Source organism: Pseudomonas subflava (genome assembly GCF_023823685.1).
GTDB lineage: Bacteria > Pseudomonadota > Gammaproteobacteria > Pseudomonadales > Pseudomonadaceae > Aquipseudomonas > Aquipseudomonas subflava.
Genome location: NZ_JAMXBF010000001.1, coordinates 339,381 through 357,816, shown reverse-complemented (window position 1 = coordinate 357,816; position 18,436 = coordinate 339,381). Strand labels below are relative to the sequence as shown.

At 67.0% G+C, this 18,436-nt stretch carries 14 protein-coding genes and 2 pseudogenes; 10 read left to right on the top strand and 6 right to left on the bottom strand.

Translation table 11 applies throughout. The features are described from left to right. The first annotated feature begins 9 nt into the window (after positions 1-9). Together NF616_RS01795 and NF616_RS01790 are read left to right on the top strand one after the other, a co-directional pair. A complete protein-coding gene (locus NF616_RS01795; RefSeq protein WP_252271593.1) occupies positions 10-2,157 on the top strand; it encodes a type I secretion system permease/ATPase in 2,148 nt (715 codons plus the stop codon). A 12-nt stretch (positions 2,158-2,169) separates the two neighbouring features. Next, positions 2,170-3,528, top strand: a complete 1,359-nt coding sequence (locus tag NF616_RS01790) for an HlyD family type I secretion periplasmic adaptor subunit (protein WP_252271333.1) — start codon at positions 2,170-2,172, stop codon at positions 3,526-3,528. Positions 3,529-3,562: 34 nt separating this feature from the next. On the opposite strand, the gene soxR is transcribed toward NF616_RS01790, so the two are convergent. Further along, on the bottom strand, positions 3,563-4,018 hold the full coding sequence (gene soxR, locus NF616_RS01785) for a redox-sensitive transcriptional activator SoxR (protein ID WP_252271332.1): 456 nt from the start codon (positions 4,016-4,018) through the stop codon (positions 3,563-3,565). Positions 4,019-4,091: 73 nt separating this feature from the next. Between soxR and NF616_RS01780 the strand changes: the two genes are divergently transcribed. Then, a complete protein-coding gene (locus tag NF616_RS01780; protein WP_252271331.1) occupies positions 4,092-4,436 on the top strand; it encodes an antibiotic biosynthesis monooxygenase in 345 nt (114 codons plus the stop codon). On the opposite strand, the gene NF616_RS01775 is transcribed toward NF616_RS01780, so the two are convergent. From NF616_RS01775 to NF616_RS01760, 5 genes and pseudogenes are all read right to left on the bottom strand, one after another. Beyond that, positions 4,433-5,020, bottom strand: a complete 588-nt coding sequence (locus NF616_RS01775) for a tRNA-uridine aminocarboxypropyltransferase (protein WP_252271330.1) — start codon at positions 5,018-5,020, stop codon at positions 4,433-4,435. The two genes, NF616_RS01780 and NF616_RS01775, sit on opposite strands and share 4 nt — an antisense overlap. Before the next feature lie 80 nt (positions 5,021-5,100). Further along, positions 5,101-6,075 (bottom strand): annotated as a pseudogene (locus NF616_RS21300) (methyl-accepting chemotaxis protein); the annotation flags it as partial. Between the two features lie 312 nt (positions 6,076-6,387). Further along, positions 6,388-6,666, bottom strand: a pseudogene (locus NF616_RS21295) (PAS domain-containing protein); the annotation flags it as partial. A gap of 117 nt (positions 6,667-6,783) precedes the next feature. Beyond that, positions 6,784-8,511 (bottom strand): bifunctional isocitrate dehydrogenase kinase/phosphatase, encoded by a 1,728-nt coding sequence (gene aceK, locus NF616_RS01765; RefSeq protein ID WP_252271328.1) that lies wholly within the window; start codon positions 8,509-8,511, stop codon positions 6,784-6,786. 167 nt (positions 8,512-8,678) lie between these two features. After that, positions 8,679-9,974: a dicarboxylate/amino acid:cation symporter gene (locus NF616_RS01760; protein ID WP_252271327.1), complete on the bottom strand. Its 1,296-nt coding sequence runs from the start codon at positions 9,972-9,974 to the stop codon at positions 8,679-8,681. A 594-nt stretch (positions 9,975-10,568) separates the two neighbouring features. Here NF616_RS01760 and nirB point away from each other — a divergent pair. The 7 genes from nirB to NF616_RS01725 all read left to right on the top strand — a co-directional run bounded on the left by nirB (position 10,569) and on the right by NF616_RS01725 (position 18,403). Continuing rightward, positions 10,569-13,127, top strand: a complete 2,559-nt coding sequence (gene nirB, locus NF616_RS01755; RefSeq protein ID WP_252271326.1) for a nitrite reductase large subunit NirB — start codon at positions 10,569-10,571, stop codon at positions 13,125-13,127. Continuing rightward, the gene (gene nirD, locus NF616_RS01750; protein WP_252271325.1) at positions 13,127-13,477 is read left to right on the top strand and encodes a nitrite reductase small subunit NirD; all 351 of its coding nucleotides are present in this window, start codon (positions 13,127-13,129) and stop codon (positions 13,475-13,477) included. Before nirB ends, nirD begins: the two co-directional genes overlap by 1 nt. A 52-nt stretch (positions 13,478-13,529) precedes the next feature. Then, positions 13,530-14,342, top strand: coding sequence for a formate/nitrite transporter family protein (locus NF616_RS01745; RefSeq protein ID WP_252271324.1), 813 nt, complete (start codon positions 13,530-13,532; stop codon positions 14,340-14,342). A gap of 43 nt (positions 14,343-14,385) precedes the next feature. Next, entirely contained in the window at positions 14,386-16,104 is a 1,719-nt protein-coding gene (locus NF616_RS01740) for a bifunctional protein-serine/threonine kinase/phosphatase (protein ID WP_252271323.1), read from the top strand. A gap of 200 nt (positions 16,105-16,304) precedes the next feature. Beyond that, positions 16,305-17,303 carry an AraC family transcriptional regulator gene (locus NF616_RS01735; protein WP_252271322.1) on the top strand — a complete coding sequence of 333 codons (999 nt, stop codon included), beginning with the start codon at positions 16,305-16,307 and terminating at the stop codon, positions 17,301-17,303. A gap of 8 nt (positions 17,304-17,311) precedes the next feature. Beyond that, positions 17,312-17,746 (top strand): hypothetical protein, encoded by a 435-nt coding sequence (locus NF616_RS01730; protein WP_252271321.1) that lies wholly within the window; start codon positions 17,312-17,314, stop codon positions 17,744-17,746. 138 nt (positions 17,747-17,884) lie between these two features. Continuing rightward, a complete protein-coding gene (locus NF616_RS01725; RefSeq protein WP_252271320.1) occupies positions 17,885-18,403 on the top strand; it encodes a DUF421 domain-containing protein in 519 nt (172 codons plus the stop codon). The last annotated feature ends 33 nt before the right edge of the window (positions 18,404-18,436 follow it).

The following is an 18,436-nucleotide window of genomic DNA, read 5'->3' as shown; positions in this document are numbered from 1 at the left end:
TTGACCATCATGGAACGGAGACCCTCCGACGATCAGCGGCAGAGTCATGACGACCCGTTGCTGGACGGCCTGCTGATTCTTTGCAACCTCCACGACTGTTCGGCCAGCCGCGCCAGCCTGACCGCCGGCCTGCCGCTGCCCGAGCAGCGCCTGAGCCCCGAGCTGTTGCCCCGCGCGGCCGCCCGTGCCGGTTTGCAGGGGCGCGTGCTGCGGCGCGAACTGGACGCCATTTCCCCCCTCAACCTGCCGGTGCTGCTGATTCTCAAGGACGGCCGCAGCGCCGTGCTGCGTAAGATGGCGCCGAAGAACCAGCTGCTGATCCTGCCGTGCGAGGCCGACGGCGGCGAGCAGTGGGTCAGCCGCGACCACCTGGCCATCGAGTACAGCGGCCAGGCCTTCTTCGCCAAGCCGCAGCACGAACTGGAGGAATCCCGCGCGCCCCTCGTGCCACGGGTCGAAGCCTGGTTCCGCGACACCCTCAAGCTGTCGCGCTGGCTCTATACCGATGCGGTGCTGGCCAGCCTGCTGATCAACCTGCTGGGCCTGATGGTGCCGCTGTTCGTGATGCAGACCTACGACCGGGTGGTGCCCAACCAGGCCGTTTCCACGCTCTGGGTGCTGGTCATCGGCCTGTTCATCGGCACCGGCTTCGAGTTGCTGCTGCGCGTGCTGCGCGCCTATCTGCTCGACGTGGCCGGCAAGAAGACCGACGTGGTGCTGTCCGCCACGCTCTTCGAGCGCATCACCGGCATGTCGATGATGGCGCGCCCGGCCAGCGTCGGCGGCTTCGCCCAGAGCATCCACGACTTCCAGGGGCTGCGCGAATTCCTCACCGCGGTGACCCTGACCAGCCTGATCGACCTGCCCTTCTCCCTGCTGATGATCCTGGTCATCGGCCTGCTCGGCGGCTGGCTGGTGGTCATTCCGCTGCTGGCGTTCCCCATCACCGCCTTGTTCGCCCTGATCATCCAGGCCCGGCTGCGCGACACGGTGCAGAAGAGCCTGACCCTGGGCGCCGAACGCCAAGCCCTGCTGATCGAGACCCTCGGCGGCCTGGAAACCCTCAAGGCCTGCAGCGCCGAGAGTGAACGCCAGCACCGCTGGGAGAAGACCCACGTCGCCCTCACCCGCCTGGACAGCCACGCCCGCTTCCTCGCCGCACTGGCCACCAACGGCACCATGTTCCTGCAGCAGTTCGCCGGCATGGCGACCATCGTCGCCGGGGTCTACATCATCATCGCCGGCAACCTCAGCGTCGGCGCGCTGGTGGCCAGCTACATGCTCGGCAGCCGCGTGCTCGCGCCGCTCGGTCAGATCGCCGCGCTGATCACCCGCTACCAGCAGGCGCGCCTGACCATGGCCAGCACCGACGCGCTGATGACCCTGCCCCAGGAACGCCAGGCCAAGCAGCGGCCGCTGGAACGTACCCACCTGAAAGGCGCGCTGGACGTGCGTCAGGTCAGTTTCAGCTACCCGGGCCAGAGCGCTCCGGCGCTGAACAAGATCAATCTGCGCCTGGCCGCTGGCGAGCGGGTCGGCATCATCGGCCGCAGCGGCTCGGGCAAGAGCACCCTGGCGCGCCTGGTGATGAACTTCTACACCCCGAGCGAGGGGCAGATCCTGCTCGACAACCTCGACCTGCGGCAGCTGGACGTCGCCGACCTGCGCCACCAGATCGGCTACGTCGCCCACGATCTGCCGCTGCTCGCCGGAAGCCTGCGCGACAACCTCACCCTCGGCGCCCGCTACGTCAGCGACGCGCGCATGCTGGAGGTCGCCGAACTGACCGGCGTGACCGAGCTGGCCCGCCAGCATCCGCAGGGCTTCGACCGCCCAGTGGGCGAGCGCGGCCAGCTGCTCTCCGGCGGCCAGCGCCAGGCCGTGCTGCTGGCCAGGGCGCTGTTGCTGGACCCGCCAATTTTGCTGCTGGACGAGCCGACCAGTGCCATGGACAACACCAGCGAAGACATCCTGCGCAACCGCCTGCAGACCTGGTCCCAGGGCAAGACGCTGCTACTGATCACCCATCGCAGTTCGATGCTCAGCCTGGTCGACCGCCTGGTGGTGCTGGACTATGGCCATGTGGTGGCCGACGGCCCGAAGGAGGCAGTTATCGACGCCCTGCGCAAGGGCCGTGTCGGCCCCGCCGCGGTCTGACGGAGAGGCGACATGGAACTCACCCAATCCCTGCGCGACTATTTCGGCAGCCTGCAGCGACAGAAGCAGGACACCGAGTTCATGCCCGAAGTGGACGGCGCCGTCCTCGAGGACTCGCCCTGGCTGGCCCGCGCCACCGTCTGGGCGGTCAGCGCGTGTCTGATCGTGGCGCTGATCTGGGCCAAGTTCGCCGTGCTGGAGGAAGTCACCACCGGCGAGGGCAAGGCGATTCCGTCGAGCAAGGTGCAGGTCATCCAGAACCTCGAAGGCGGCATCGTCACCGAGATCTTCGTGCGCGAAGGCCAAGTGGTGGACAAGGGCGATGTACTGCTGCGCCTGGATGACACCCGCTTCGTCTCCAACAAGGGCGAAACGGAGGCCGACCGCCTGGCCCTGCAGGCGCGCGTTGAGCGCCTGAGCGCCGAGGCCGAGGGCCGCACGCTGGCACTGCCCGACGACCTGACGAAAGCCGCGCCGCAGTTGGCCGAGGATGAAATGGCGCTCTACCGCTCGCGCCAGCAGCGCCTGGAGAGCGAACAGAACACCCTCAAGGAACAGCTGCGGCAGAAGACTCAAGAACTTGCCGAGTTCCGCGCCAAGGCCCAGCAGTACCGCTCCAGCCTGGGCCTGGTGCAGCAGGAGCTGAACATGTCGCAACCGCTGGTGGCCGCCGGGGCCATCTCCGAGGTGGAGATCCTGCGCCTGCGCCGCAGCGCGGTGGAGATGCGCGGCTCGCTGGAGGCCACCAACCTGGCCATCCCGCGGGCCGAGGCCGCCATGCAGGAGATCGAGAGCAAACTCAACGAATCCACGTTGACCTTCCGTACCGAGGCACTCAAGGAGCTCAACGAGGTACGCACCGAGCTGAAGAAGGTGACCTCTACCAGCGTGGCCATCGAGGACCGGGTCAGCCGCACCACGGTCGACTCGCCGGTGCACGGCGTGATCAAGCTGCTCAAGGTCAACACCATCGGCGGCGTGGTGCAGCCGGGCGACGCCATGGTCGAGGTGGTACCGCTGGAGGACAACCTGCTGATCGAGGCGCGCATTCGTCCCCAGGACGTGGCCTTCCTGCACCCGGGGCAGAAGGCCATGGTCAAGTTCACCGCCTACGACTACACCATCTACGGCGGGCTCAAGGCCAAGCTGGAAATGATCAGCGCCGACACCATCACCGACGAGGAAGGCAACAGCTTCTATCTGATCCAGGTACGCACCGACAAGAGCCACCTGGGCAACGACCAGAACCCGTTGCTGATCATCCCCGGCATGGTCGCCACGGTGGATATCGTTACCGGCGAGAAGAGCGTGCTGGACTACCTGCTCAAGCCGGTGCTCAAGGCCCGCGCCGAGGCCATGCGCGAGCGATAAACCTCAAAGCCGCGGCGGGCATCATGACGGCAGGTCATTCCGCCGCCTGCCAATGCGCGCCGGGACCTTCCGCCGCCAACTGATCGCCGGGATTGCGCAACGGGCAATCGTCCAGCGACAGGCAACCGCAGCCGATGCAGCCGTCCAGCTGATCGCGCAGCAGCTGCAGCTTGGCGATGCGCTGGTCCAGATCCGCACGCCAACGCGCCGACAATGCGGCCCAGTCACCGGCGTTGGGCGTGCGCCCCTGGGGCAGGCTCTCCAGCGCGGCAGAAATCTCGGCCAGGGGAATGCCCACCCGCTGCGCCACCTTGATGACCGCGACCCTGCGCAACGTTTCCCGCGGATAGCGGCGCTGGTTGCCGGCGTTGCGCGTGCTGCCGATCAGCCCCTTGGACTCATAGAAATGCAAGGCGGAAACCGCCAGCCCGCTGCGCCTGGCCAGCTCGCCCACACTCAGGTCACGCGCGGGCTGTGTGTGCTTCTTCATGGCTATTGACCTCAAGCTAAGTTGAGGTTTTAACCTCGCCTGGCCTCTTCGATCAACCCCAGGACGCCACGCCATGAACCCATCCCGCGCGCACCCGCACGACACCGATGACAACGCCTCACCCCGGTTCACCCTGCTGATACGCATCGAGGTGGACGAGTGCCACCGCCCCGCCATCGCCAGCCGCCTCGACGACTACCTGCAGCAGATGGGTCGGCTGTTCCAGCCTCAGAGCGGCTACCTCGGCGCGGAGCTGCAGGAAGGCGCCGGGCCTCAGTTGGTGGGCCTGCTGAATTGGCGGCGCCGCGAAGACTGGGAAAGCGCCTGGGACTGCCAGCACACGCGCAGCGATGTGTTCGCCGACAGCCTGCTGCGTCTGGGCGCCCGGAGCATCCGCTTCGACAGCCAGGGCGCCTAGCCGCCGTGGTTGCGCCGATAGGTGTCCTCGCCCATCGCAGCGATCTGGGCCTCGATCAGCGCGTCGAACGGCCGTAGCAACTCATCGAAGCCTGTGCCTTCTTGCAGCGTGAGGGCGGCGACTATGGCCTCGATGGTCGCCAGCGCGCCTTCGGCAGGCGCCTTGCGCAGGCGGTAGCGCGAGCGCGCGCCGGCGGGCAGGCACACCCGCGGCAATGCGGCCAGCTGCGGGTTGAGGTGCAGCAGCTTGCGCGCCTTGCGCCAAGTGCCGTCGGGCACCACCAGCAATAACGGGCGCTCGTCGCCCGGCGGCGGCGCCAGCGGCAACATCTGCGCCGTCTCGCCGGGGAACAGCAGGCAGGCGCGGTACGCCGGGTCCAGCGCCAGGTCGGCGAAGTGCTCGCCCACCCGCAGCTCGGCGTTGGTCAACCCCAGCGCGGCCAGGCGCGCGGTGTTCAGCGCGTGGCCGACCTCGTCCGGGTGCTGCAGGATCAGCACCCGGGTGCGGCTCGGTAGGTTCGGAATCAGGTGGCAGAGACAGTGGGTCTGCGGTCTGGCGCAACGCTCGCAGCGCGCTCGGGACATGGCGGTTTCCTCCGGGCCGCGCAGTGTGCCACAGGCCTCCGGCATCCGCCGCCGGCCGGGCCGAAGCCCGGCCGGATCGGTCAGCGGTTGAAGCGCTCCGCCAGGCTGTGCAGGTAGGCCGCCATGCTCTCCAGCTCCTGGCTGATGCCCACGCCCTGCTGCGCCTGCCCGGCGCTGTTGTCGGACAACTGGGCGATGCGGGTGATCTGCCGGCTGATGTCCTCGGCCACATGCGCCTGCTGCTCGGACGCCGCGGCCATCTGCTGGCTCATGCTGGTGATGCGGGTCACCGCCTGGCTGATGCCGTCCAGCGCCTCACGCACCGCCTCGACGCTGCGCACGCTGTCGCGGGAGATCTCCTCGCCACGGCTGGCGGTGTTCACCGCCTTGTCGGCACCGCTGCGCAGGGACGAGATGATCTGGTGAATCTGCTCGGTGGATTCGCGGGTGCGCCCGGCCAGCGCGCGCACCTCGTCGGCCACCACGGCGAAGCCGCGGCCCTGTTCACCGGCCCGCGCCGCCTCGATGGCCGCGTTGAGCGCCAGCAGGTTGGTCTGCTCGGCGATGGAGGTGATCACGTCGGCCACGCTGCCGATGGACTGGGTGGACTCGGCCAGCTCGTTCACCGCCTGGCCAATCTCCTGCACCGCACCGGCCATCTGTTGCATGGCCTGCAGGCTGCCGCCGGCCAGATCGCGGCCCTGCAGGGCGAGGCGATCGGCCTCCTCGGCGGCATGCGAGGTGTTCTGCACGTTGTGCGCGACCTCCTGGATGGTCGCCGCCATCTGGTTGATGGCCGTGGCCGACTGGTCCGTCTCGCTGCGCTGCTGCTCCAGCAGTTCGGCGCTGGAGCGCGACAGATCGGCGGATTGCGAGGCACGCTGGCGCACGTTCTCGCCGGCATCCTCCAGGCGCGTCAGCGCGGTTTGCAGACGCGCCTCCTCGCTGATCATGGCCATGTCCAGCAGCGCCTGGGCGCCGCGGTTGTCGCTGTAGGTCAGGGCCACCAGCGCGCTGGTGAAGGCCCGGGGATGCTCGGCCAGGGTGCGGCGGATCATCTGCCGCTTGTTGTAGAGCTGGTAGGAACCGAGGGCGAACATCACCGCGACGATGAACGCCAGCAGCCAGGCGCCGCTGAACACCCAGTGGCCCGCCACGATTACCAGCCCGGCGAGGATCAGCGGCCAGGAACGGATGATGTCGTAGGTCCAGTAATCGATCCGCGGCACCGGCGGCTTGCCCGCGCGCAGGCGGGCGTACAGGGCCTCGGCCCGGCGCTTCTGCGCCTCGGTGGGCAGCGAGCGCACGGACTCGTAACCGGCCATCTTGCCGTTCTCGTAGATCGGCGTGACGTAGGCGCTGACCCAGTAGTAGTCGCCGTTCTTCGAGCGGTTCTTGACCACCCCCATCCACGGCTTGCCCTGCTTGATGGTGTCCCACATGTGGCCGAACACCATCGGCGGCATGTCCGGGTGGCGGACGAGGTTATGTGGCTGGCCGATCAGCTCTTCACGGGTGAAGCCGCTGATCTCGACGAAGGCATCGTTGCAGTAGGTGATCTTGCTGTTCAGGTCGGTCGTGGAGATCAGGCGTTCGTCGGCGGCAAAGGTACGTTCGCGCTGAGTCACGGGCAGATTTTGACGCATAGGCTTACCGTCCTTGGACAATGGGATAGGTGACTTCCTGGCCTTGCCTTAATGGTCTAGCACATGCGTGCCAGATCCGCACAGCCCGGCAGCCACCTCCCTTGCCCGACGCAGACCTCAGGCGATCAGATCGGCCTTGCGCCGATAGGGGAACACGTCGATCACCTTGCCCGCGCGAATCGCGTCCTGCAGGCTCTTCCAGTAGTCGGCCTCGTACAGATCGCCGTGCAGCTGGCTGAACAGCCGGCGCTGGCCGATATCGACGAACAGGAAGCGCGGAAACTCCTCGGGGAACACGTCGTTCGGCCCCACCGAGTACCACGGCTCGCTGGACATCTCGTCTTCCTCGTAGCGTGGCGGCGGGATGCGACGGAAGTTCACCTCGGTGAGGTAGCTGATCTCGTCGTAGTCGTAGAACACCACGCGGCCGTGGCGGGTGACGCCGAAGTTCTTCAGCAGCATGTCGCCGGGGAAGATGTTCGCCGCGGCCAGCTGCTTGATGGCCAGGCCGTAGTCTTCCAGCGCCTCGCGCACCTGGGCCTCGTTGGCGTGCTCCAGGTAGATGTTCAGCGGCGTCATGCGGCGCTCGGTCCAGCAGTGGCGGATCAGCACGGTGTCGCCGTTCTCGATCTCCACGGTGGACGGTGCCACCTCCAGCAGCTCCGCCAGGCATTCGGGGTCGAACTTGGCCAGCGGGAAGCGGAAGTCGGAGAACTCCTGGGTGTCGGCCATGCGCCCTACCCGGTCGACGCTCTTCACCAGACGGTACTTCTCGATCACCGTGTTGTGATCGACGTTCTTCGACGGTGAGAAGCGGTCCTTGATGATCTTGAACACGGTGTTGAAGCCCGGCAGGGTGAACACGCTCATCACCATGCCGCGCACGCCGGGGGCCATGACGAACTTGTCGTCGGTGTTGGCCAGGTGGTTGATCAGCGACCGGTAGAACTCCGACTTGCCGTGCTTGTAGAAACCGATGGAGGTGTACAGCTCGGCGATGTGCTTGCCCGGCAGGATGCGCTTGAGGAAGCCGATGAATTCCGCCGGGATCTCCACCCGCACCATGAAGTAGGAACGGGTGAAGGAGAAGATGATCGACACCTCCGCCTCGTCGGTGATCAGCGTGTCGATCTGCACGCCCTGCCCCTCGCGGTGCAGCAGCGGGAACACCAGCGGCCACTGCTCGTCCGGGGTGAAGATGCGGCCGACCAGGTAGGCGCCCTTGTTGCGGTACAGCGTGGACGAGAACAGCTCGATGGTCAGCTGCTGGTCCTTGCACACCCAGTCCGGCAGGTTGGTGCGCAGCTGCTGCTCGAGCTTGGCCAGGTCGCGCTCCAGGTCCTCGAAGGGCGCGTTGTAGCTGTAGTCGGTGAAGATCTGCCGCAACGCGTGGTTGAGGTCGCCGCGCGGCTGGTAGCTGCGGGTCTGCGGCGTACGCTCGTGGGGGCGCAGCGAAGGCCGGGTGGTGTGGATGAACATGCAGCCGTCGCTGATCTGGTCGTGACTGAACAGGCCGCAGAAGATCGAGTTGTACCAGGTCTCGGCCAGCTCATCGTCGTTGCGCAGGTCGATCAGGCCGATGTAGGCGCTCTTGGCCAGCGGCCACAGGTCGATGTCCAGCAGCTGCTCGTCGTTGAAGGCCTCGCGCAGTCTTCCGCTGACCTCCGCCACCTTCTCCTCGTACAGCGCGATGCGTGCGGCCGAGGCGCGCTGGGCCTCCTGCCACTGCGCCTGCTCGAAGCGGGCACGGGCGCCGTTGGTGATCTCGCGGAAATGGTCACGATAGTCATCGAACCCGTCGAGGATCATTCGGGCGATATCGGCGGCAGGCCGTTGCTGCGACATGGGAAAGCCTCTGCTGCATGTGCGGAACCGCGAGCTTAGCCACAGCCGACGCGGAGGAAAAGCAGCAGCAACGATCCGCCAGCACGGCTGACGACGCGCGGGGCAAAAAAAAGCCCGTCGCGGGGACGGGCCAGGAGAGCCGCCCGCGAACGGGCGGTGAAACAGGATCAGACGATCTCGGCGCTGGCCGGTACCTGGGCCTTGTTGCCCTTCCCGGCCAGTTCGCGCTGCAGGGTGTCTTCGTCCAGCTGCTTGCACCACTTGGCGACCACGAGGGTGGCCACGCCGTTGCCAACCAGGTTGGTCAGCGCGCGGGCCTCGGACATGAAGCGGTCGATGCCGAGGATCAACGCCAGGCCGGCGACCGGCAGGTGGCCCACGGCGGACAGGGTGGCGGCCAGCACGATGAAGCCCGAACCGGTGACACCGGCGGCGCCCTTGGAGGCGATCAGCAGCACGGCCAGCAGGGTCAGCTGGTGGGTGATGTCCATCGGCGTGTCGGTGGCTTGGGCGATGAACACGGCGGCCATGGTCAGGTAGATCGAGGTGCCGTCCAGGTTGAAGGAGTAGCCGGTGGGAATCACCAGGCCGACCACGTTCTTCTTCGCGCCCAGCTTCTCCATCTTGTTCAGCATGCGCGGCAGGGCCGACTCCGACGAGGACGTGCCGAGCACGATCAGCAGCTCCTCGCGGATGTAGCGGATGAACTTGAGGATGCTGAAGCCATGGGCGCGGGCGATGCCGCCCAGCACCACGAGGACGAAGAACACGCAGGTGATGTAGAAGCACAGCATCAGCTGGCCCAGCTGCACCAGCGAACCGACGCCGTACTGGCCGATGGTGAAGGCCATGGCGCCGAAGGCACCGATGGGCGCGACCTTCATGATCATGTTGATGATGCCGAACATGACGTGGGCGATGCGGTCGATGAACTCCAGCACCGGCTTGCCGTAGTCACCCATGCGCTGCAGGGCGAAGGCGAAGATCACCGAGAAGAACAGCACCTGCAGGATGTCGCCGCTGGCGAAGGCGCCGACGATGGTCGACGGAATCACGTTGAGCAGGAAGGCCACGGTGCTCTGCGATTCGCCGGCCTTGGCGTAGGCGGCGATGCTGCTGGCGTCCAGGGTGCTCGGGTCGACGTGCATGCCGACGCCCGGCTCGACGACGTTGACCACCACCAGGCCGATGACCAGCGCCACGGTGGAGACGATCTCGAAGTACAGCAGCGCGTAGCCGCCGGTCTTGCCCACCGCCTTCATGTCCTGCATGCCGGCGATACCGCTGACCACGGTGCAGAAGATGATCGGCGCGATGGCCATCTTGATCAGTTTGACGAAGCCGTCGCCGAGCGGCTTGAGCGCCACGCCGGTCTCGGGATAGAAGTGGCCCAGCAGGATGCCGATGGCGATGGCCACCAGGACCTGGACGTACAGACTCTTGTATAGGGGGGTGCGGGTCATGGCAGTTCCTCGCTCGCCGCCGACGCATCGCTTTCCCGGTGATCGCGCGGCTGCTCAAAGTGCTAACCCTCCTGCTGTGGAGGGATTTGTTGTTGGCCCCGGCTGCGGGGTCTGCCGCACCTATCGCAAGCGCTATGCCAGCCGCATGAAAATCAAATAATCCCTTACCAAACAGTGACTTAGATTAATAAAAGAACTGCCGAAACAGGGCTTTCTGGCGGCATTTCGCCAGCCCCGAGGCGAAATGCCGCCCAGCCCGATCGGGCACACGCCTTCGACGCGGCGCGCACGAATCACAATGGGGCAGCGCAGCGGCCCAGCGCCTCCTTTTGGGTCCCCCCCATGGCTGGCAGATAGGCTCGAGACCGGCTGCAGGCCTTGCCAGCACTGGGCTGCGGCCGTGCCGAAACAAACTGGCACAGCCACTGCATAGGACCCTGCGAGCCAGTCCTGACGATCAATGGCGATCGCAAACGGACCCAGGTGCCCACGAAGGCACCGCATAGAACAGGCAAAGGCGCCTGAGACCGCGAGGTTTCAGGCGCCTTTTTATTTGCCGGGGAAAAACCTGATGAGCTTTGGCCGGGAAACGCTATGAACAGCACAGCAGCTACCACTGACAAGCAACGACTGATCGTCGTCGGCAACGGCATGGTCGGCCACCACTGCGTCGAGCAACTGCTCGCGGGCGGCGCCCTGGCGCACTACCGCATCGAGGTATTCGGCGAGGAAGCGCAGCGCGCCTACGACCGCGTGCACCTGTCCGAATACTTCGGCGGCCGCGATGCCGAGTCCCTGGCCATGAGTGCCGCCTCCCTCTATGAAGCGGAAGGTCTGACCCTGCACCTCAGCGCCCAGGTGCTGGAGATCGACCGCGCCAAGCGCGAAGTGGTCACCGCCAAGGGCCGCTTCGGCTATGACAAGCTGGTGCTGGCCACCGGCTCCTACCCCTTCGTGCCGCCGATCGACGGCGCCGAGGGCGACTCGCGCCTGGTCTACCGCACCCTCGACGACCTCGACGGCATCCGCGCCGCCGCCAACGGCAAGCGCCGCGGCGTGGTGGTCGGCGGCGGTCTGCTCGGCTTGGAAGCGGCCAACGCGCTGAAGTCCCTGGGCCTGGAAGCCCACGTGGTGGAATTCGCCCCGCGCCTGATGCCGGTGCAGCTGGACGACTTCGGCGGCGCCGCCCTCAAGCAGCGCATCGAGGACCTGGGCGTGGGCGTGCACCTGTCCAAGGCCACCCAGAGCATCAGCGCCGGCAGCGAGTACCGCTACCGCATGAACTTCGCCGGCGAAGACTTCCTCGAGACCGACCTGATCGTGTTCTCCGCCGGCATCCGCCCGCAGGACGCCCTGGCCCGTGCCTGCGGCCTGGAGCTGGGTCCGCGCGGCGGCATCAACATCAACGACCAGTGCCTGACCAGCGACGAACACATCTTCGCCATCGGCGAGTGCGCGGCGTGGAACGGCAGCATCTTCGGCCTCGTCGCGCCCGGCTACCAGATGGCGCGCCTGGTGGCGGCCCAGCTGTGCGGCCAGGAGGGCTCGCCCTTCCTGGGCGCGGACATGTCGACCAAGCTCAAGCTGCTCGGCGTCGACGTCGGCTCCATTGGCGACGCCCACGGCGCCATGCCCGGCGCCAAGAGCTACCGCTACATCGACGAAGCCACCTCCAGCTACCGCCGTCTGGTCGTATCCGCCGACGGCAAGCAGGTGCTGGGCGCCGTGCTGGTCGGCGACAACAGCTACTACGACACCCTGCTGCAGTACGCGCAGAACGGCATCAAGCTGCCGGAAGATCCGGCCAGCCTGATCATGCCGGCCGGCGAAGGCGCCCCGGCGCTGGGCGCCGATGCCCTGCCGGATACCGCCACCATCTGTTCCTGCCACAACGTCAGCAAGGGCGCGATCTGCTCGGCCATCGACGGCGGCTGCAGCGACATCGCCGGGGTCAAGGCCTGCACCAAGGCGGCCACCGGCTGCGGCGGCTGCGCGGCGCTGCTCAAGCAGGTGGTCGAGCACGAACTCACCGCCCGCGGCGTGGAAGTCGACAAGAGCCTGTGCGAGCACTTCGCCTACACCCGCCAGGAGCTCTACCACTTCGTCCGCGTGGAGAACATCGAGAGCTTCGAGGAGCTGCTGGCCAAGCACGGCAAGGGCCATGTCGGCTGCGACATCTGCAAGCCGGCCGTGGGTTCGATCCTCGCCTCCTGCTGGAACAAGCCGATCATGAACCCGGCGCTGGTGCCGCTGCAGGACACCAACGACACCTTCATGGCCAACATGCAGAAGAACGGTACCTACTCGGTAGTACCGCGCATCCCCGGTGGCGAGATCACCCCGGAAGGCCTGATCGCCATCGGCGCGGTGGCGAAGAAATACGACCTCTACACCAAGATCACCGGCGGCCAGCGCATCGACCTGTTCGGCGCCCAGCTGCACGAGCTGCCGGAAATCTGGGGCGAGCTGATCGCCGCCGGCTTCGAGACCGGCCACGCCTACGGCAAGTCGCTGCGTACCGTGAAGAGCTGCGTCGGCAGCACCTGGTGCCGCTACGGCGTGCAGGACAGCGTCGGCATGGCGCTGCTGCTGGAGGACCGCTACAAGGGCCTGCGCTCGCCGCACAAGATCAAGTTCGCCGTCTCCGGCTGCACCCGCGAATGCGCCGAGGCGCAGAGCAAGGACATCGGCGTGATCGCCACCGAGAACGGCTGGAACCTCTACGTCTGCGGCAACGGCGGCATGCGCCCGCGCCACGCCGAGCTGTTCGCCACCGATCTGGATGACGCCACCCTGGTGCGCTACATCGACCGCGTGCTGATGTTCTACATCCGCACCGCCGACAAGCTGCAGCGCACCTCGGTGTGGCGCGAATCGCTGGAAGGTGGCCTGGCCTACCTGCAAGACGTAGTGATCAACGACAGCCTGGGACTGGGCGACGAGCTGGAAGCGCAGATGCAGCTGGTGGTCGACCGCTACGAATGCGAATGGGCCAACGCGTTGAAGGACGAGGAGAAGCTCAAGCGCTTCCGCACCTTCGTCAACGAGCACGGCGGCGACCCGGACATCCACTTCGTCCGCGAACGCGGCCAGCGCCGCCCGGCCCGCGCCGATGAACTGCACCTGATTCCCGTCACCGAGGAGACCGTCTGATGAACACCGCACTCAACCTCGAAGCCGCCTGGCAACCGCTGTGCAGCGCCGCCGACCTGGTGGCCAACTCCGGCGTGGTCGCCCTGGCCGCCGGCGAGCAGGTCGCCCTGTTCTACCTGCCCGAGACAGAGCAGAAGGTCTTCGCCATCGGCAACCGCGACCCCAAGTCCGGCGCCAATGTCATCGGCCGCGGCATCGTCGGTCATCTGCAGGGCGAGCTGGTGATCGCCTCGCCGCTGTACAAGCAGCACTACCGGCTGCACGACGGCGGCTGCCTGGAATACCCCGACCAGCAGCTGCCGGTATGGCCGGTGCGGCTGCACGGCGAGCGGGTGGAAATCCTCCGCTGAGTCCATCGCGCCGCCCCGGGCGGCGCCTATCCCTACGACAGAGAACCTAGCCATGTCCTACCTGGTCCCCGCCGAGTTCGCCAGCAAGATGGTCGATGCCGGCGAATCGAAGATCTACATGTCCACTCGCGACACCCTGATCCGCGCCTTCATGGCCGGCGCCATCCTCTCGCTCGCCGCCGTGTTCGCCGTCAGCATCACCGTGCAGACCGGCTCGCCGCTAGTGGGCGCGATGCTGTTCCCGGTCGGTTTCGTCATGCTCTACCTGATGGGCTTCGACCTGCTCACCGGGGTCTTCGTGCTCACCCCGCTGGCCCTGCTGGACAAGCGCCCCGGCGTCACCGTCGGCGGCGTACTGAAGAACTGGGGCCTGGTGTTCTGCGGCAACTTCGCCGGCGCGCTGACGGTGGCCTTCATGATGGCCTTCGTCTTCACCATGGGCTTCTCTACCGAACCCGGCGCGATCGGCGAGAAGATCTCGCACATCGGCGAGGCCCGCACCCTGGGCTATGCCGAGTACGGCGCGGCCGGCTGGCTGACCATCTTCCTGCGCGGCATGCTGTGCAACTGGATGGTGTCCCTGGGCGTGGTCGGCGCGATGATCTCCACCGCCGTCAGCGGCAAGACCATCGCCATGTGGATGCCGATCATGCTGTTCTTCTACATGGGCTTCGAGCACTCGGTGGTAAACATGTTCCTGTTCCCCTCGGCGATGATCATGGGCGGCGACTTCTCGGTGATGGACTACATGCTGTGGAACGAGATCCCCACCGCCCTGGGCAACCTGGTCGGCGGCCTGGCCTTCACCGGCCTGACGCTCTACGCCACCCATGTGAAGACCGCGCCGAAGCGCTCCTTCGTCTGAGCCCCGCGGCCCCGCCAGCCGGCGGGGCCCACGCGCACATCGTATGAGTAATCAGCTGCGGATTTCCGTCGGCCAGCACTCCGACAAGGGGCGCAAGGAGGTCAACCAGGACTTCCACGGCCTGTGCATCCCCGACGAACCCCAGCTCTCCACCAAGGGCATCGCCATCGCCCTGGCCGACGGCATCGGCAGCAGCTCGGTCAGCCATGTGGCCAGCGAGGCGGCGGTGACCAGCTTCCTCGAAGACTACTACTGCACCTCCGACGCCTGGTCGGTGAAGAGGTCCGCCTGGCGCGTACTGATGGCCGCCAACTCCTGGCTGCACGCGCAGACGCGGCAGAGCCAGTACCGCTACGACATGGACCGCGGCTACGTCTGCACCCTCAGCGCCCTGGTACTCAAGGCCACCACCGCGCACCTGTTCCATGCCGGCGACACACGCATCCAGCGCCTGCGCGACGGCGCCCTGGAACGCCTGACCGAGGACCACCGCCTGTGGGTCTCGCGCGACACCAGCTACCTCAGCCGCGCCCTCGGCGTGGGTCCGCACCTGGAGCTGGACTATCGCCAGCTGGCCCTGGAGCCGGGCGACATCTTCCTGCTGACCAGCGATGGCGTGCACGAATACCTCGAACCAGCCGCCATGGCTGCCCTGATCCGCGCCTATGGCGACGACCTGGACGGTGCCGCCCGCACCCTGGTGCAGCAGGCCTACTCGCGTGGCAGCGACGACAACCTCACCGTGCAACTGGTGCGCATCGACCAACTGCCACGCCAGGATGCCGGCGAGCTGCAGCAACGGGTCGGCGACCTGGCCCTGCCGCCACTGCTGCAGGCTCGTATGGAGTTCGACGGCTACCGCATCGTGCGCGAGATCCACGCCAGCAGCCGCAGCCATGTGTACCTGGCGCTGGACGGCAAGACACCGGTGGCGCTCAAGGCCCCGGCCACCGAACTGCAGCACGACCGCGCGCACCTCGAGCGCCTTCTGACCGAGGAATGGATCGCCCGCCGCATCGACAGCGCCCACGTGCTCAAGGCTCCGGCGCAGACCCGCCGACGCAGCTACCTGTACAGCATCACCGAGTACATCGAGGGGCAGACCCTGCGCCAGTGGATGGTCGACAACCCGCGGCCGGGCGTAGAAAAAGTGCGCGCCCTGGTCGAGCAGATCGCCCGTGGCCTGCAGGCCTTCCACCGCCTGGAGATGCTGCACCAGGACCTGCGCCCGGATAACCTGCTGATCGACGCCACCGGCACCGTCAGGCTGATCGACTTCGGCTCGGCGCGGGTCGCCGGGCTCAGCGAGCAGGCCCCGCAGCGCGTGCAGAACCCGCTGCCGGGCACCCTGCAGTACATGGCTCCGGAATACTTCATCGGCGAGGCCGGCTCGCCGCGCTCGGACCTGTTCTCCCTGGCCGTGATCACCTACCAGCTGCTCAGCGGCCGCCTGCCCTACGGCGCGGAAGTCGCCAAGTGCCGCAACCGCAGCGAGCAACTGCGCCTGATCTACCACTCGGTGCAGGATGCCGAGCGCAGCATCCCACCCTGGATCGACGAAGTGCTACGCAAGGCCCTGCACCCCGACCCGAACCGGCGCCACGCCGAGCTCTCCGAATTCGTCCACGACCTGCGCCAGCCCAGCGCCGAATACCTCGACCGCGCCCGCCCACCGTTGCTGGAACGCAACCCGCTGCTGTTCTGGCGCGGCGCCAGCCTGATCCTGGCCGCCCTGCTCGGCTGGCAACTGCTGAGTCGTTGATCTCTGCAGACCAACACACCCTCACCCCCGGCCCCTCTCCCGAAGGTAGAGGGGTGACTGACTTCCGCAGCCTCGGACTTATATCCCCTCTCCCTCCGGGAGAGGGCTAGGGTGAGGGGCTGTTGACGCCTCGCCCACGAAACTTGTTCCACCCCGCCATGCCGCCTTACCATCCGGGCACCTTCACGCCGAGCCACGCCATGCGCGAACGCACCATCGCCAGCCACTTCGTCCGCGCCGCCTTGCGCGGCGCCGACCGCCAGGGCTACAACTACGCTGCCCTGCTGCGCGAAGTGGGCATCCAGCCGGCGCTGCTCGACGAACCGCGCGCGCGCATCGCCCCCGAGCAGTTCACCCGCCTGCTGCAGGGCCTGTGGGCGCTGCTCGACGACGAGTACATGGGCTTCGGCGTCATCCCCAGCAAGCGCGGCACCTTCGCCATGATGTGCCACGCCATCATCCACTGCCACAGCCTGGAAAAGGCCCTGGTGCGCGGCATGCTGTTCTACGGCCTGTTCCCGGATGCGCCGCGCGTACAGTTGCAGCGCGAGGGCGAGCAGGTGCGCCTGACCCTCGACAGCTCGGCCCTGTGGGACCCGGACCACTTCCTCACCGAGAGCCTGCTGGTGATCTGGCATCGCCTCGGCAGCTGGCTGATCGGCCAGCGCATCCGCCTGGACGAGGCGACCTTCACCTACCCGGAACCCGCCCACAGCGGCGAGTACGACCTGCTCTACCCCTGCCCGCGGCGCTTCGACGCCGCGAGCACCAGCCTGCTGTTCCACGGCCGCTACCTGGCCATGCCGCTGCTGCAGGACGAGCGAACGCTCAAGCAGTTTCTCGAACACTCGCCGGCCGATTTGCTGGCCCGTCCGGACGGCGGCGACAGCCTGACCGGCCGCCTGCGCCGCCTGCTCGGCCGCGACTGCGCGCACTGGCCGGACCTGGAGAGCGTCGCCGCCCAGCTGCACATCAGCCCGCAGACCCTGCGCCGCCACCTGCGCGAGGAAGGCAGCAGCTTCCAGGAGCTCAAGGACCACCTGCGCCGCGACCTGGCCATCTACCACCTGGGCCGCGACGAGCTGTCGATCCAGGCCATCGCCGAGCAGCTCGGCTTCTCCGAACCCTCGGCCTTCCACCGCGCATTCAAGAAGTGGACAGGCCTCACTCCCGGTGCCTATCGGGCGCAGGAAAATTGAGCCAGTTCGTGCGTATCGATCCTGCCACCGGGCACCTGCACCTCGGCGAGGGGCTCATCACCCCGGCCACCACGCCGGCCGACCTGGGCGCGGACTTCCGCCTCGACGAACCGCGCCCGGTTCAGGTCCTGGAGCGCCAGGTGTCCTGCCACTTCGCCCACCTTGCGCTACGGGACGGACTCCTGGACATCGAACTGAGCCTGCGCTTCGAAGAGGAGCGACTGGTCAGCCTGTTCCTCACGCTGAAAGACCCGGCCGATAGCGACGACGACTTCGACGCCGCCCTGCCACGGCGAGAACGCCTGCACCGCCATTGGCTGACCGCCCGGCTCGGCGAGCAGAACGACTTCCCCTGGGGCACCGCCGGCGTCGCTCGCGACAAGAGCGAGAACGTCTTCATCTACCTGCACAACCGCAACAACGGCTGGGCATTCGCCGGCTGAACGACTCGCCTCACGCCCTGCCCAACCAAGGGCAACAGGGGCTGGGAATCGAGGCTCCAAAACTCTCTACATCACGCTGCGGCCCGCCACGCCTTGGCCTGCCGCTCCGCGCTCAACTGCCGTCGAGGAGAGAAGCGAATGGAACAGGTGTTTTTCAGCGGCTGGAACAGCCTCCTGCGGACGTTGCTGGTTGGTGCGCTGGCCTACGTTCTGCTGATCGTGTTCCTGCGCATATCTGGCAAACGGACGCTGTCGAAGATGAATGCCTTCGACCTGATCGTGACCGTTGCCCTGGGTTCGACCCTGGCCACCGCGCTGCTGACCAAGGACGTGACCCTGGCCGACGGCGCGCTGGCCTTCGCCCTGTTGATCGGGCTGCAATTCGTCGTCTCCTGGTCCAGCGTCAGGGTGCGCTGGCTGCACCAGTTGATCGCCGGAGAGCCGCTGATGCTGCTGTATCGAGGCGAGTTTCTGTCGGCCGCGCTGGTGCTAGCTCGTCTGACCGAGGCCGAGGTGCGCGCCGCGGTGCGTTCGGCGGGACTGGCGTCGTTGGCGGAAGTGGAGGCGGTGGTGCTGGAAACGGATGGTTCGATCAGCGTCGTGCGCCGCACCGCGGATAGCGGCCCGTCGAGTCTCGAGGGCGTCAAGAAGCTCTAGCTCCACACGGGCGAGGAGCCGAACGGGACAGCC